The following is a 13639-nucleotide window of genomic DNA, read 5'->3' as shown; positions in this document are numbered from 1 at the left end:
TGAAAGTTTAAAGTTTCAGGTTATATCACTAATTTTACCCTCGATTTTTCAGCTTGAAACCTGAAACCTGAAACCATTCTAAGATGTACGAGAAGACCTATCCGAGCAAGCGATTCAACCTGACTTTACAGTTTTTAAAAAAACACGTCGCCACCACTGAAACCATACTAGATTTGGGCGTACCAAATCCGTTTTCCAAAATCATGGAAGACAATGGCTATACCGTCATCAATACCAAGGGTGAAGATGTAGACAACGACCAAACCGCTTTGCAAACCGAAAACTATGAGGTCTTTACTGCCTTTGAGATTTTTGAACATTTGCTTAACCCCTACACGGTTTTACAAAACGTAAAAGCCGATAAAGTATTGATTTCCATTCCGTTGCGTTTGTGGTTTTCGCCGGCGTACCGTAGCAAAACCGACATGTGGGACCGCCACTACCATGAATTTGAAGATTGGCAACTCGATTGGTTATTAGAGAAAGCCGGGTATACCATTGTAGACCGAATGAAATTTACGCATCCGGTTAAAAAACTGGGGTTACGACCGTTATTACGATACATCACCCCCCGATATTATTTGGTTTACGCAGTGAGAAAGTGATTGGTAATTAGTGATTGGTAATTAGTCAAATGAAATACTACATCGTCATTCCGGCGCATAACGAAGAAGCCTTCCTGCAGTTCACGTTAGATTCGTTAGCAGCTCAAACGGTTTTGCCTGCCAAAGCCGTAATTGTCAATGATCATTCTACCGACAAAACCGCTGAAATTGTCTTGGCTTTCGCCGAAAAACACTCTTGGATATCACTGGTAAACACCACCTCCGATGCCATACATTTGCCGGGAAGCAAGGTGATTCAGGCGTTTCAGAAGGGATTGGAAACACTGGATGACGACTATGACATTTTGGTAAAAGCCGATGCCGATTTGATTTTCCCTCCCCATTACTTTGAAACCATAATCCAACATTTTCAATCCGATGCTCAAATCGGAATGGTCGGCGGTTTTGCCTACATTGAAAAAAACGGCGACTGGATTTTGGAAAATTTAACCGATAAAGACCATATTCGCGGTGCCTTTAAAGCCTACCGCAAGGCGACATTCCAACAAATCGGTGGTTTGAAACCGGCTATGGGCTGGGACACCGTAGATGAATTGCTTTGTCAATTTTACAACTGGAAAGTCGTTACCGATGAATCTTTGAAAGTCAAGCACCTCAAACCTACCGGAGCCAGTTACAACAAAACGGCGCGTTACAAGCAAGGCGAAGCTTTTTACACATTGGGTTACGGATTTTTTATCACTTCTGTTGCTTCTCTAAAATTAGCGATGCGAAAAGGCAAACCGTTGCTTTTCCTCGATTACATCAAAGGATTTTGGAAAGCGAAATCGGCCAACAAACCATTATTAGTCACAGATGAGCAAGCTAAATTCATTCGAAATTACCGCTGGAAGAAGATGAAAGAGAAGTTGTTCTGAGAAAGTTGCGTTAGGGATTGAAGCAAGTACCATGTACTGCGGAAAGCCCGACCCGAAGGACAGGAGGCTGAAAGCCGACTGCCGAAGGAAACGCCCAAAAACTTATAACTTATAACTTATAACTGCTTCGCCAGTTCAAAAAAATAAAGAAATTTATTTTTTCTCGGGTCATAACTTCTGCTTATTTTTGACATTATTTTAAGCCTATGATGCTCGTTCGCTATTTATCGCAAATCGGAAGGTATTTCCTGATGCTGAGGGAAATTTTCAAGAATCCTACGAAATGGTCGGTGATGCGGCAATTGATTTTTAAGGAGATTGACGACTTAATTATTGACTCTTTGGGAATTGTATGCTTTATCTCTTTCTTTGTGGGTGGCGTTGTTTCGATTCAAACCGCGTTGAATTTGACCAATCCGCTGATTCCGAAATACCTCATTGGGTTTGCCACACGACAGTCGGTCATCTTAGAATTTGCGCCTACCTTTATATCGATTATCATGGCCGGAAAAATGGGTTCGTTTATCACCTCGAGCATAGGAACTATGCGGGTTACCGAGCAAATTGATGCTTTGGAAGTTATGGGTGTCAACTCCTTAAACTATTTGGTGTTTCCTAAATTGATGGCGCTGTTGCTGTATCCATTTGTGATTGGTATCAGTATGTTTTTAGGCATTTTGGGCGGCTGGATTGCCAGTGTGTATGGCGGATTCGCTTCGAGCAATGAATTTATTACCGGAATACAACAAGAATTTATTCCGTTTCACATTTCGTATGCCTTTATCAAAACCTTTGTCTTTGCCTTTTTGTTAGCTACCATTCCGTCTTTTCACGGGTATTATATGAAAGGTGGTGCTTTGGAAGTGGGTAAAGCCAGTACGGTTTCGTTTGTTTGGACTTCGGTGACCATCATTTTAACCAATTATATCATAACCCAATTATTGCTGACCTGATGATAGAAGTTAAAGACGTTGAAAAATCATTTGGGGAATCCAAAGTACTGAAAGGCATTTCTACCGTTTTTGATGCCGGAAAAACCAATTTGATTATCGGTCAGAGTGGTTCCGGAAAAACGGTATTACTCAAAAGCTTGTTGGGTATTCACATGCCCGACAAGGGCACCATTTCGTTTGACGGCCGAATTTATTCCCACTTAACGCCCGATGAAAAAAGAGCGTTACGAACCGAAATAGGAATGGTTTTTCAGGGCAGTGCTTTGTTTGACAGTATGACAGTGGAAGAAAATGTGGGTTTCCCGTTAAAAATGTTTACCGATAAATCGGCCGCCGAAATTAAAGAACGCGTCAATTTTGTGATTAATCGGGTAAATTTAGTCGATGCCAATCATAAAAAACCTTCCGAGATTTCGGGCGGTATGCAAAAGCGTGTCGCCATTGCACGTGCTATTGTGAACAATCCGAAATATTTGTTTTGCGACGAACCCAACTCGGGTCTCGATCCAAAAACGGCTATTGTAATCGACAACCTTATCCATGAGATTACAGTAGAATATAACATTACGACGGTAGTCAATACGCATGACATGAACTCGGTGATGGAAATAGGTGATAAAATTGTATTTTTAAAAGAAGGCGTTTTGGCTTGGGAAGGGACCAAAAAAGAAATTTTCAAAACAGACAATGAAGCGGTAACCGACTTTGTGTATTCGTCGAATTTGTTCAAAAAAATACGAAAATCGCAAAATAAAGAAGACGTATAGTTACTGATTCGCACTTAAAAAAATCCAACCGGCCTTATTTTCTCCGCTTCTGAAATTCAGGATGTAATAATAGGTAGAGTCCGGCAACCGCTCTCCTTGCCTATTTTGACCATGCCATTCGTTGGTATAATTGTCTTTTTCATACACTTTTCGTCCCCATCGATTGTAAATTTCAAGGCGATCTACATCAAAACCGGTTAAGTCGAAACTGTCGTTTAACATATCGTTGTTGGGTGTAATGACGTTGGGAATAAAACAAATGGTTCGAATAATTTCTGTAGATTGAGCCACTGAACACCCGTTTTCATCGGTGACCGTTACCTGATAAACTCCCGTATCGCCTTGCGTAATGACAATCGGATTTTGATTGGCCGTAAAATTATTGGGGCCGGTCCATGCAAAGGAAGCACTCAACGGATTAAATGAATTGGCCAACGGCAACACCGTCACGACGTAGTCCTGATTCAAACACTCTTGTTGCACGGTAAACTCCGGCAAACTGTTTACATTCACTGTCACCGAAGCTTCTCCCGAGGGACAATTTTGCAACATAGCCGAAACGGTGTAGACTCCCGAATTTGCTGAAGATATCGATGGAATGACCGGATTTTGGTTAGAAGATAAAAAACCATTTGGTCCGGTCCATTGATACGAAACACCGGCTTGCGAAACGGCGTATAAATGCAGCGTTCCGGTATCACAAACGATGCTGTCAGCTGAAGCTGTCGGCGTAGCCGGAATTTGGTTTAGGGTAACGGTCACAAAAGCATCATCGGTTTGATTACACGAACCGCTCACTGCATATTGGAACTGATAGGTTCCGAAAGCCACCGAAGCTGAATTCCAAAAATTACCGTTTACGGTTCCGCTATTGGTAATTTCCTGCCAAACGCCACCGGCATCAAAACTTCCCTGTAAAAGCGAAAACAAATCGATAGTTCCTTGACTGCCACAATAGGTATAAATACCATCTAAGCCGGCATTGGGTTGTGTAACCGACACGTTAATGGTATAATCCAAAACCTGATTCAAACAAGACGCCGGGTTGTTACCATAACTGATACTCACATGATAAGTGCCGTTGTGCTGGGCGGCATTAAAAGAAGGAATCACTAACGAACTTGAATTCCCTACTATCACTGTGGCATCGTTATCTTTCCACCATTGGTACTGAAAAAAAGAAAAATCCGGGACCGATAACGTCAAGGTTTCACCATTACAACTTATCGGATTCGCAGTAATGACCATCGGATTGGGATTCGAAATTTCGAACAAACTGTTTAATATGTTGCCACAAGCGTCTTCCACCTGAAAATTGTAAGTCGCCGGTATCAGCCCCGTAAAGACATTAGAGTTGCCGTTTTGAACCAAAAAAGGTTGTCCGTTTCGGGTGGTAATTCGGTATTGAAGCGGATCAAAACCCACAGCCATTACTACGACTTCAAAAGTAGCGCCACATGAAATGGAATATACATCGGTAATCATAGGCAATCCATTGTAATCAAACTCGTGTATCACTTTATAACACATTTGCGAACCCTCACTATTTGAGGCATAGCTCGTAAAAACTTTCAATATTCTGAAATGACCCTGATACGCCAAGTTATAGTTCGTTGTATTATTGGTGAGTAAGACCGAATTTTGAGTTGTCGGCATTGTTCCGTCGGTATAAGCATTTCCCGTAAACGGATGACCCCAAATACCGGTGGCAGGATTTAATTTTTGCAACCAAAATGTAGTCCCAATGATATTGGTGCTCGAATGCATAAGGTTTAAATCAAATGAACCGCAATTCGGAATAATATCGACAGCCGTATCATCCTGATACCCTAAAATGGTAAATGCAATATTTTCAATTGTATTACAAGAATTGGTAGCCTGAATCACATAATCCCCGGCCGGAAGCGAATTCAAAATCAGAACACCGTTTATCATGATGAAAGATGCCAAATCGTGTGGCAACGGAAATCCGTAGGTCGGCGGAGCTGAAATCATATTCGCTGTAACAAACTGCCAATTGATTCGAACAGTGCCCAAACCTTCCTGACAACCCTCTAAAACATCAATGGTTACAGGCTGTGGCGGCGGTAATAACGCAATAACCAACACATGCGATTCACCACACAAATCAATCACATTAAAAGTATACATTCCTACCGGTATGGCATTAAAACCTATATAATTGGAGGAATTGATTGAACCGGTATAATCATGTGGTAAAGGAATCGGGTAATTAGCCGGTCCCGAAACCATAATTACCTGTTGGATGTCGTAAATAATGAGAGAACCCGTAATGCAATTGATGTTAAATTCAATATGAGAAGGCGGCGGTGGCGGTGTTATTATAATTTCTATGGTAAACACCTGCGGAATCCCACAAATATCTATAGTCTCAAAGACATAAGTTCCTCCGATGAGTCCACCCGCCGAAACCATGTTATTGATAATTTGAGAGGTATAACTAATCGGTAAAGATGTCGAAAAACCCGCCGGAGCTGAGACTAAAGTAACTGCTGAAACATTAAAAAAAACAGCTCTTTTGTGCAAACAACCGTCCGGAAGTATCAAATACCCGGCTTCTACAGATAAATTATCGACCACGCCGTTCAACGTATAAACAACACCACAGCCATCGGTAATCGTAAAGGTATAATTGTACGGTTGCGGATTGTATAACGGAATAATTTGCGTAAAACCGATGCCCGAATTAACCGTTTGATTAAATGTAACCGGCGGTCCTGACGGCGGAAAAACCGTGGTTGTAATCTGCAAAGGAAACTTAACAATCCCTTGCGGATACGCTAGCAGCGATGTGAAATCGGCTCCTACTCTCACCGAATTGCAACCGGATAAAGCAGGTTCATCGACATCAAAAACGATAGCCGGGTTGGTATATTGTACCGTAAAGGTTTGCACTACGCCTTCACCGCAATTATCATAAACCCTAATTTGATAGGTTCCGGTAGTAAGACTTGTAAAAACATTTGACGGTTGCGATGGCTTAATGACCGGTCCCGAAAATATTTCATAACTCACGGCTGTTCCTGTAATCGTATTCACCGTAATGGTTCCGTCGAAGCCGCAAATCTCGTTGGCGCTGGTCATTTGGTACGTCAACGTATCTACATCATCTTCTATGATTACATCTTGTTGTTGTGTCCCGGTATTCCCATTTAAAGATTGTGTAGCTACGATTCTGTAAGTACCCGAATTAAGTCCCGACAACGTATTGGTCGATTGCAGCGATATGGGTGTAGTGGTATTGGGCAAAAGATAAATAGCATAAACTACAGTAGAACCCGGAACTGTATTGGAAACCGAAAAAGTGAGTGATCCGTTATTCGGACAGGTTTCATTGGTATGTGAAACGGTAAGGGTAAAATTTGATAATTGACTGAATACAAGTTGCGAAAAAAACAACAAAAAGAGAGAAAACTTGAGTTTGAAGCCCACCATATACCACATCAAATTTTTAAAAATGAATATCCGTGGAAGGTACAACAAAAAAAAGATTTACTGCGTAAATTCTTAGTTTTTAACGTATCTGGATGAGCAAACTCGACTTCCGAATTATAATTCGTTGGCTTTGGCGGTGATTTTTTTGATGTCTTGCTCTTTGCTTTTCGGGTAAATCATCAATACATTTTCGTTGTCCACAATGATGTAATCATCCAAACCATCAATAACCACTAACTTCTTGGCATCGGAACGAATAATATTATTAGACGCATTTTCCAAAATTACAGTGGCATTGACCACCGCATTATTTTGATCGTCTTTATCTAATTTTTCGTGTAACGAACCCCAAGTTCCCAAATCGTTCCAATCGAAAGTGGCAGGCAAGACATACACATTGTCCGCTTTTTCCATCACAGCATAATCAATCGAAATATTGTCGGCTTTGGCATAATGCTCTTGAATAAATTGTCTTTCGCTGTTCGTGTTATAGCTATCAAAACCCAACTGAAATAAGGCTTTCATTTGGGGCTGAAATATTGAAAAAGCTTCGGTAATCGACTGTACACTCCAGATAAAAATACCGCCGTTCCACAAGAAATTACCCGCTTCCAAAAAAGCTTTGGCGGTTTCGTAATTGGGCTTTTCGCGAAACTGATTCACTTTTTTTATCGGACTTGTATCGTTTTTGTCAAACTCGATATACCCAAATCCGGTATTGGGAAATGTAGGCTGAATGCCCAAAGTCATTAAAGCCGGTTCTTTTTCACAAAAATCAAAACACTGTTGTAAATCGTGGGTAAAAGCCGCTTCATCTTCAATCCAATGATCGCTCGGCGCCACTACCATCAGGGCGTTAGGGTTTTTTTTCTGAATTTTCAACGAAGCATACAAAATACACGGCGCCGTATTACGCATCGCGGGTTCCAACACTACTTGCTCTTGTTTTACCATCGGCAATTGTTCTAATACCAAACCGTTGTAGCGCTCGTTGGTCAGAATGAAGATGTTTTCTACCGGTATCAACTTTGACAGGCGACTGAATGTTTTTTGAATCAAGGTTTCTCCCGAGCCCAACATATCATGGAATTGTTTCGGAAAATCGGTGGTGCTTACCGGCCAAAATCGGGAACCGACACCGCCGGCCATGAGTACTGCGTAATAATTGTTGTTCATTTTTTTTGGAGTAACTGAGTTGCTAAGGTACTAAGTTGCTGAGTTTTTTTTGCAAATTTAACCCGGAATTATTTCCACCTCAGCGTTGGCGTTAAACAAATACAACCGTCCGGTTTTGACTTCGAGGCATTCGTAACGCTTTACGCGAAGTCCTTTCTTTTGAAAAACCCTGCCGTTTTTAATCCGGAAATAACTACCGCTCGGCACTTCGTGTACAAAATGAATATCGGGTTTGCGTTCGTCAAATTGTTTCAATGCAAAAGCCAATCGAGCATCGGTATCGCTACTCGCCGTGGGATTCCGGAAATGATTGGCCACCAAAGGCAACACCGAATGCGGAAAAATTTCCGGTCGAATAAATGGCACCATCAACCGTTGAAACGTATGCTTCCATTCGTTCCCGTGCGGTTTAATTGAGCGTCCGAATTTTTCGTAAGCGACTAAATGTGCCATTTCATGAACTAACGTAATCAGAAAGCGGTATTTATTTAAATTGGCATTCACCGTAATCTCGTGCTTTCCGCCTACGGCTCGGCGATAATCTCCGTGACGTGTTTGGCGTTCATTCACAATCTTCAAATGCACATTGTTGTTTTTGATTAATTCAAAACAAGGCAACACGGCATGTTCGGGCAAGTATTTGGCTAAGACTTCGCTCAAAGGATTACGAGTTTCAAGTTTAAGGTTTCAGGTTAAAATTAGGGCGTTGAGGAAGACACTTGGATAACTTTTCCGTTGTGGTATTTGTTCCCGGTTAGGGCGAAATGGGCAATATAATCGGCCATTTCTTCGGCAGAAATAGGCGCTTCATAACCCGGAAACGCTTCTTGCAGCATTTCGGTATTCACGGCTCCGAGAGCTAACACATTAAACGCAATGCCCTGCTCTTTGTATTCTTCCGCTAACAATTCCGAAAGCGTAATCACGGCGCCTTTACTCGAACTGTACGCCGCTAATCCGGCAAACTTCATGCTGCCTTGAATGCCGCCCATCGAACTGATGGTTACCACGTGGCTACCCTTTTGGAGGTAAGGTAAGCACACTCGCGTCAAATTAGCCACGCCAAAAACATTCACACGGTACACAATTTCAAAATCTTCTTGGGATGTTTGGGAAAACGGGCGGTTGAGCAAACTACCGGCATTGTGAATAATAACATCCACTTTTTTCCAAGCCTGCGTAAGAAACTTTTCAACCTCAGCCAATGCTTCTTCTTTGCCCAAGTCCACCGACAAACAAGTAATGTTTTCGTTTTCGATTAAAGCTTGCGGCGTTTTACGAGATATGGCTAACACTTGATGTCCGGCTTTGGCCAATTGCAACGCCAATTCGTAGCCAATACCACGTGACGTTCCGGTGATGATGATGTTTTTACTCACAACTTTAAATTGTTTTTTGGCGTTCGTGAATCTTCGATTTCATGTGTTTCTTTATTGTCGTAAATATACTAAAAGTAAGGATTTGAAAACCATCCGTAATATTTCTTCCCAAATTTAATTCCCTGAAAAATTCCGAATCCTATAAAGACCAACGGAATAATGATTTGCATTAAATATTTGGCCAAAAAAGCAACATTCGAGGCGAAATAATGCAATGACAGAATTAGTGCCAACATCCCGCAGAAGGTTCCGATTATCGTACCCAAAACAAAAAGATATTTTATTGAACCCGAAATGTTTATATACTTACCGTTTAAAAGCCAAAGATTCCAGCCCGTCCAAAACGGAATTTGAATAAAATTGAGGCAACTCAACGCCATTCCCAATAGGAAAGGCGCATACTTCAAATGAATCGAAAAATCGCTTTTGGCATTGGCACTCGAATAAAAAACATAGGCCAGCAAAAACATAAATAAGATTGAAAATCCCTCTATAAACTTGGTTAGTTTTTTGTTAGCAGCCAAAGTATCCGCAAAAATTAAGGTGCAATAAATCACAAAAAGCTCTATCAGTATCACGCCCGACAAATACAAAATAGTAGGTGACAAACCTAGCTTTTCATACACCTGAAAACCCACAACGTTCAAGTAGCCCAAGGGAATCGACCCAATGAAACTCACTAAAAATCCAATGACTATGTTTTTAAGGTTTTGCATTAAAAATTGACAATCTTGTTGCTTTGTTCCAAATGTAAGCTATACTGCTCCATGCCCGTTTTATGCGGCAGATAATCGTAACCGCGTTTGTGATTTTCCACACTAATTTCAAACATATATGTAATGTGTCGCGCCAATTCTTTCCAGGCAAAAAAAAGCGAATGTTTCGGGTCGTAAATGTGCGTTGGTTCACTGGCTGCACCGTTTAATTCAACGATGGCAAAATTTTTCCCTTGCTCAAGCTCTTCCCAAGTGAGATACATGATATCCAATCGACCGAAATAAAAACCATCAATTTGCAAGCACATGTCGTCTATCACCTTTGTCAGTTGCGGTGAAATTAAATGACTGTAATCTAAAAACTTCGCTCCCCGCGCATGGTTGCCATACGGCACCAAATTGCGTTTTTCGCCTTTGGGCAAAATGTCTTTTAACCTATGACCATGTTCCTTTTGCAATGCTTTTAATTGCAACTCATAACGCGGATTGGCTTTTACTAATTCTTCTACGGTAGCACGTCCATCGCCTTCAACGATGAGGAATTCTTTGGCTACGATTCCGGTGATTCTTCCGTTTTTTTCGTGTGGATAACGCACATAAAAAATGCCGACTTCCTTGGGAAACGGAATCAAATCCTGTATTAAATAATCAAAATTGACTTTGCGATGGTACCTTTTTAAATCTTCTATACTTTCGATTTTTTTCACAGCAGAACCACGCAAACCTATGTCGGGCTTGGCGATGAGCGGAAATTCGATTTTGGAATTAGTAAGAATAGCTTCCACGGCTTCAAAAGGCAACTGCTCAGCGATAAAATCTGTTTTGGGATAAAATTGAGGCGGAATCAAATCGTATATTTCCTTTTTGCTATCCATAAAAAATCCACCGTTTCGCATGGTTGGATTGCAAGTGTTGAAAAAGAAAATACTTCGGGATTTCAAAGCATAAAACGCCCAAAGAAAATAAATAGGGATATACACAATCGTAAACGGCCAATATTCCCAATGGAAGAGTTTGTGAAGGAAGAGTCTCAAGGTTACGGGTTCAAAGTTTCAGATTTCAAGTTTCAGATTTCAAGTTTCAGACTTATACAGATATAAAAACGTTGCTATACTCTTTTTCGGCAATTAAATCTGAATAACGGATTGCAACTTTATTTTGTTCCAAAATGGTTTGTGTGATGCTCAGTGTTTTTAAGATGTCATTCCGGTTGATGACCAAGCCATGTTCGGTATTTTCTTCTTCGGTGTATCGGTGAAAATTAAAAAGTTCTGCTTCATTGACTTCGGGTTTCATCTCTAAAAAAGTATGAAACCAATGGGCCCGCTTTTCCCGAATTTCTTTAGTATATAAAGTCGAAGATGACCAAATATGACTTTGGTTGGCGTCTAATTCGATACTGCTTTTATCCGATTCATTCCAACGCAATTGATATAACTTTTGCCTTTCAAACAACACCAGAGTAAACGGTTCGATATGGTGCAAGTTAATGGCTTGCCAAGCTTGCAAAGGCGATTCGCTACCCATCAAATCGAGCACTATTAAGCCCCGACTTTTGCGATAACTATCTTTAAAAACATGACGCTCTTCGGCACCGTTAAGTAATACCAACACCGTGGAATGCTCGTCAATAGCGTACCAAGTACCGCCGGCTTTGTTGTCTTTAGGGAAAATAACATTTTTATTATTCACCTGATACGTTCTGGGTTCGATGGCATTGGGCCGCAAGACCTTTTCATCCCTATTGGACGTTATGATGATTTTACCATTGGCATTTACAAAACTTACTGTGCACATTGTTTACGGTATTCGATGGTGGAACGTGCTACGCCAAAATTGTCATCCACTTTAACAGAATCAATTTGCAATAAAGCCACTTTAATTAAAGCCTGATGGTGGATACAATGCTCTAAATTATACAAAAGTTCGCGATGGTAATTGGTGTTAATCACTACAGTATCACCGTCCATATAGTGTTGTAAAAGCAATGGTTTGTCGGGTTTATCGATACGGCTCATAATCGTTGCGATACACGAATAGGCAAAAGCCGTATTGGTTTGAATTAAGGCATCTCGATTGCGTTGATCGTAATTGATGGTCCCCAATTGGTATTGTGTTTCCAAGCATTGAAACAATTCTATAATATGGCGCGTGTGTTGTCCGATGGTCGCATTGGAAAGCTCTTGACAAGGACAACAATACTCCTCATCGGATAACATTGACACTACATCAGATAATTCCTCAAGGGTTTTTCGGATAGAAGAAATGAGCATGTTTATACTTCGCTTTTATTTAAAATACGTTTTCAGATACAGTATAGTTTTAAAATTTTAATTGCAGTAAACCGGAAAGCTTCTCACGTTCTCTGAATACCAAAATCAAACAACACAACAGCGTGATTGCTGCCAAAACAAACAAAGTTCCTCCATCGTTCTGAATTTCAATACCTAACACAAATATATGCGAAAAAACAGCACCCAACATCGTCCCTAATCCTAAAAGTGCTCCCAACAAAGTAGTTCTCGGTATTAAAATTAAAATGGAAGCAATTAATTCGACTACACCCGAACCAATTCGACCATAAGGTTCGATGCCTAGGGTTTGAAAAATATAGACACTTTCTGATGCGCCGGAAAACTTAAAAAAAAGGGTTTGTAAAAGGATTACCACTGCGGTGAGTTTAACAATCCAAATAAAAAATTGGTTTTTCATGATGTTTTAGTTTGCGTTGAAGATTTTTTTCCAATTCGCATCAGCTTTTCGATTAAGATTAGCCTCATCTTTGTTCCAAGACTTCAGGGTGTTGTTAAAATACGCATTGTAGAATAAAAACAATTTCCCGTTGACGATTTTAAAAGTTTGCGGATCAACTTCCACCTTCTCCCCGTTTGCACCCATGGCATACGCACACCATCCACCGTATTGCGGTTCATAACTCGACGGATTTTTCTTGAACGTTTCCTTGTTATCGTTGGAAGCAAAATAATAGGTAACGCCTTCAAATGTGGCAGCAATTGATGATTTTCCCTTCACGGCTTTTTTCTGAGTAAAATAAGCCACCGGATCGTAACCTTGAAGCGCGATTCCCTTTTCAAGGTTAAGTTCTTTCGTTCTTTTGGCTACGGATTGAGCCGATACCAGTGTTGCCGTTAATGCAACAAAGAGGAATACGATTATTTTTTTCATGATTTCTTAATTTTTATAATTTAGTGACAAAAGTATACCTGATTCAAATACTGTTTTGGTCAGCTACTGTATTACATTTATCTATTATTTGTTTTTGATTTTTTCCCAGTTTTCATTCGCTTTCAAAATACGTTCATCGCGTTGTTTCAGCCACTCTGCTTTAATCTCAAGACTGTAATTGAGATACAATTTATCATTTACTATTGTAAAAGCATTTGGATTAATAGGTGCTTTGTAACCCTTAGACAACCCATAAGCGCAATAGCCTCCATATTGGGGCACAAACTTAGATGGATCTTGAAGAAAAAGCACTTTATGGGCTTCCTTACTAAAGAAATAAGTCGCATTATCAAAAGTGGCGCTGATTTCTTTGTTGCCTGCTATGGCTTTACCGTCTTCAAAATAGGCCACAGGATCATAGCCTTGTATGGCTATTCCGTTTTTTAGATTATTCTGAGCACCCATACTCAAGGTGATCAATACCAAACATAGTTGCATTAACTGTTTCATGATTTTTGAATGA

15 protein-coding genes are annotated in these 13639 nt (G+C 40.5%); 4 read left to right on the top strand and 11 right to left on the bottom strand.

Annotation, left to right across the window (positions count from 1 at the left end):
* Window positions 1-83: 83 nt before the first annotated feature.
* The 4 genes from QHT84_RS11420 (at window position 84) to QHT84_RS11405 (ending at window position 3203) form a co-directional block, all read left to right on the top strand.
* Complete coding sequence (locus QHT84_RS11420; protein WP_283239701.1) at window positions 84-605, top strand: class I SAM-dependent methyltransferase; 522 nt, start codon at window positions 84-86, stop codon at window positions 603-605.
* Between the two features lie 29 nt (window positions 606-634).
* Window positions 635-1483: a glycosyltransferase family 2 protein gene (locus tag QHT84_RS11415; RefSeq protein WP_283239700.1), complete on the top strand. Its 849-nt coding sequence runs from the start codon at window positions 635-637 to the stop codon at window positions 1481-1483.
* A gap of 206 nt (window positions 1484-1689) precedes the next feature.
* Window positions 1690-2436, top strand: coding sequence for an MlaE family ABC transporter permease (locus QHT84_RS11410; protein ID WP_283239699.1), 747 nt, complete (start codon window positions 1690-1692; stop codon window positions 2434-2436).
* Complete coding sequence (locus tag QHT84_RS11405) at window positions 2436-3203, top strand: ABC transporter ATP-binding protein (RefSeq protein WP_283239698.1); 768 nt, start codon at window positions 2436-2438, stop codon at window positions 3201-3203. Before QHT84_RS11410 ends, QHT84_RS11405 begins: the two co-directional genes overlap by 1 nt.
* On the opposite strand, the gene QHT84_RS11400 is transcribed toward QHT84_RS11405, so the two are convergent.
* The 11 genes from QHT84_RS11400 to QHT84_RS11350 all read right to left on the bottom strand — a co-directional run bounded on the left by QHT84_RS11400 (window position 3204) and on the right by QHT84_RS11350 (window position 13626).
* The gene (locus tag QHT84_RS11400; protein ID WP_283239697.1) at window positions 3204-6659 is read right to left on the bottom strand and encodes a T9SS type B sorting domain-containing protein; all 3456 of its coding nucleotides are present in this window, start codon (window positions 6657-6659) and stop codon (window positions 3204-3206) included.
* Between the two features lie 114 nt (window positions 6660-6773).
* Window positions 6774-7835 carry a mannose-1-phosphate guanylyltransferase gene (locus QHT84_RS11395; protein WP_283239696.1) on the bottom strand — a complete coding sequence of 354 codons (1062 nt, stop codon included), beginning with the start codon at window positions 7833-7835 and terminating at the stop codon, window positions 6774-6776.
* A gap of 57 nt (window positions 7836-7892) precedes the next feature.
* The gene (locus tag QHT84_RS11390; RefSeq protein ID WP_283239695.1) at window positions 7893-8495 is read right to left on the bottom strand and encodes a SprT-like domain-containing protein; all 603 of its coding nucleotides are present in this window, start codon (window positions 8493-8495) and stop codon (window positions 7893-7895) included.
* Window positions 8496-8533: 38 nt separating this feature from the next.
* Window positions 8534-9214: an SDR family NAD(P)-dependent oxidoreductase gene (locus QHT84_RS11385; protein WP_283239694.1), complete on the bottom strand. Its 681-nt coding sequence runs from the start codon at window positions 9212-9214 to the stop codon at window positions 8534-8536.
* A gap of 68 nt (window positions 9215-9282) precedes the next feature.
* Window positions 9283-9930 carry a hypothetical protein gene (locus tag QHT84_RS11380; RefSeq protein ID WP_283239693.1) on the bottom strand — a complete coding sequence of 216 codons (648 nt, stop codon included), beginning with the start codon at window positions 9928-9930 and terminating at the stop codon, window positions 9283-9285.
* Complete coding sequence (locus tag QHT84_RS11375; RefSeq protein ID WP_283239692.1) at window positions 9930-10964, bottom strand: ATP-grasp domain-containing protein; 1035 nt, start codon at window positions 10962-10964, stop codon at window positions 9930-9932. Before QHT84_RS11375 ends, QHT84_RS11380 begins: the two co-directional genes overlap by 1 nt.
* Window positions 10965-11016: 52 nt before the next feature.
* Window positions 11017-11727 carry an NRDE family protein gene (locus QHT84_RS11370; RefSeq protein ID WP_283239691.1) on the bottom strand — a complete coding sequence of 237 codons (711 nt, stop codon included), beginning with the start codon at window positions 11725-11727 and terminating at the stop codon, window positions 11017-11019.
* Window positions 11715-12203: a DinB family protein gene (locus QHT84_RS11365; RefSeq protein WP_283239690.1), complete on the bottom strand. Its 489-nt coding sequence runs from the start codon at window positions 12201-12203 to the stop codon at window positions 11715-11717. The genes QHT84_RS11370 and QHT84_RS11365 overlap by 13 nt, the downstream gene beginning before the upstream one ends.
* 49 nt (window positions 12204-12252) lie before the next feature.
* Complete coding sequence (locus QHT84_RS11360) at window positions 12253-12642, bottom strand: DoxX family protein (protein WP_283239689.1); 390 nt, start codon at window positions 12640-12642, stop codon at window positions 12253-12255.
* A gap of 6 nt (window positions 12643-12648) precedes the next feature.
* Window positions 12649-13116 (bottom strand): YHS domain-containing (seleno)protein, encoded by a 468-nt coding sequence (locus QHT84_RS11355; protein ID WP_283239688.1) that lies wholly within the window; start codon window positions 13114-13116, stop codon window positions 12649-12651.
* Between the two features lie 84 nt (window positions 13117-13200).
* The gene (locus QHT84_RS11350) at window positions 13201-13626 is read right to left on the bottom strand and encodes a YHS domain-containing (seleno)protein (RefSeq protein ID WP_283239687.1); all 426 of its coding nucleotides are present in this window, start codon (window positions 13624-13626) and stop codon (window positions 13201-13203) included.
* Window positions 13627-13639: the final 13 nt, after the last annotated feature.

This window comes from Flavobacterium sedimenticola, assembly GCF_030053345.1.
Lineage (GTDB): Bacteria > Bacteroidota > Bacteroidia > Flavobacteriales > Flavobacteriaceae > Flavobacterium > Flavobacterium sedimenticola.
The sequence above is the reverse complement of the archived record's forward strand: the minus strand, read 5'-3'. Positions and strand labels throughout refer to the sequence as shown.

Coding starts and splice junctions, on each gene's coding strand:
- QHT84_RS11365 (WP_283239690.1), bottom strand. CDS start 12,203: ATGCTCATTTCTTCTATCCGAAAAACCCTTGAGGAATTATCTGATGTA.
- QHT84_RS11415 (WP_283239700.1), top strand. CDS start 635: ATGAAATACTACATCGTCATTCCGGCGCATAACGAAGAAGCCTTCCTG.
- QHT84_RS11355 (WP_283239688.1), bottom strand. CDS start 13,116: ATGAAAAAAATAATCGTATTCCTCTTTGTTGCATTAACGGCAACACTG.
- QHT84_RS11400 (WP_283239697.1), bottom strand. CDS start 6,659: ATGGTGGGCTTCAAACTCAAGTTTTCTCTCTTTTTGTTGTTTTTTTCG.
- QHT84_RS11395 (WP_283239696.1), bottom strand. CDS start 7,835: ATGAACAACAATTATTACGCAGTACTCATGGCCGGCGGTGTCGGTTCC.
- QHT84_RS11420 (WP_283239701.1), top strand. CDS start 84: ATGTACGAGAAGACCTATCCGAGCAAGCGATTCAACCTGACTTTACAG.
- QHT84_RS11360 (WP_283239689.1), bottom strand. CDS start 12,642: ATGAAAAACCAATTTTTTATTTGGATTGTTAAACTCACCGCAGTGGTA.
- QHT84_RS11405 (WP_283239698.1), top strand. CDS start 2,436: ATGATAGAAGTTAAAGACGTTGAAAAATCATTTGGGGAATCCAAAGTA.
- QHT84_RS11380 (WP_283239693.1), bottom strand. CDS start 9,930: ATGCAAAACCTTAAAAACATAGTCATTGGATTTTTAGTGAGTTTCATT.
- QHT84_RS11370 (WP_283239691.1), bottom strand. CDS start 11,727: ATGTGCACAGTAAGTTTTGTAAATGCCAATGGTAAAATCATCATAACG.
- QHT84_RS11410 (WP_283239699.1), top strand. CDS start 1,690: ATGATGCTCGTTCGCTATTTATCGCAAATCGGAAGGTATTTCCTGATG.
- QHT84_RS11350 (WP_283239687.1), bottom strand. CDS start 13,626: ATGAAACAGTTAATGCAACTATGTTTGGTATTGATCACCTTGAGTATG.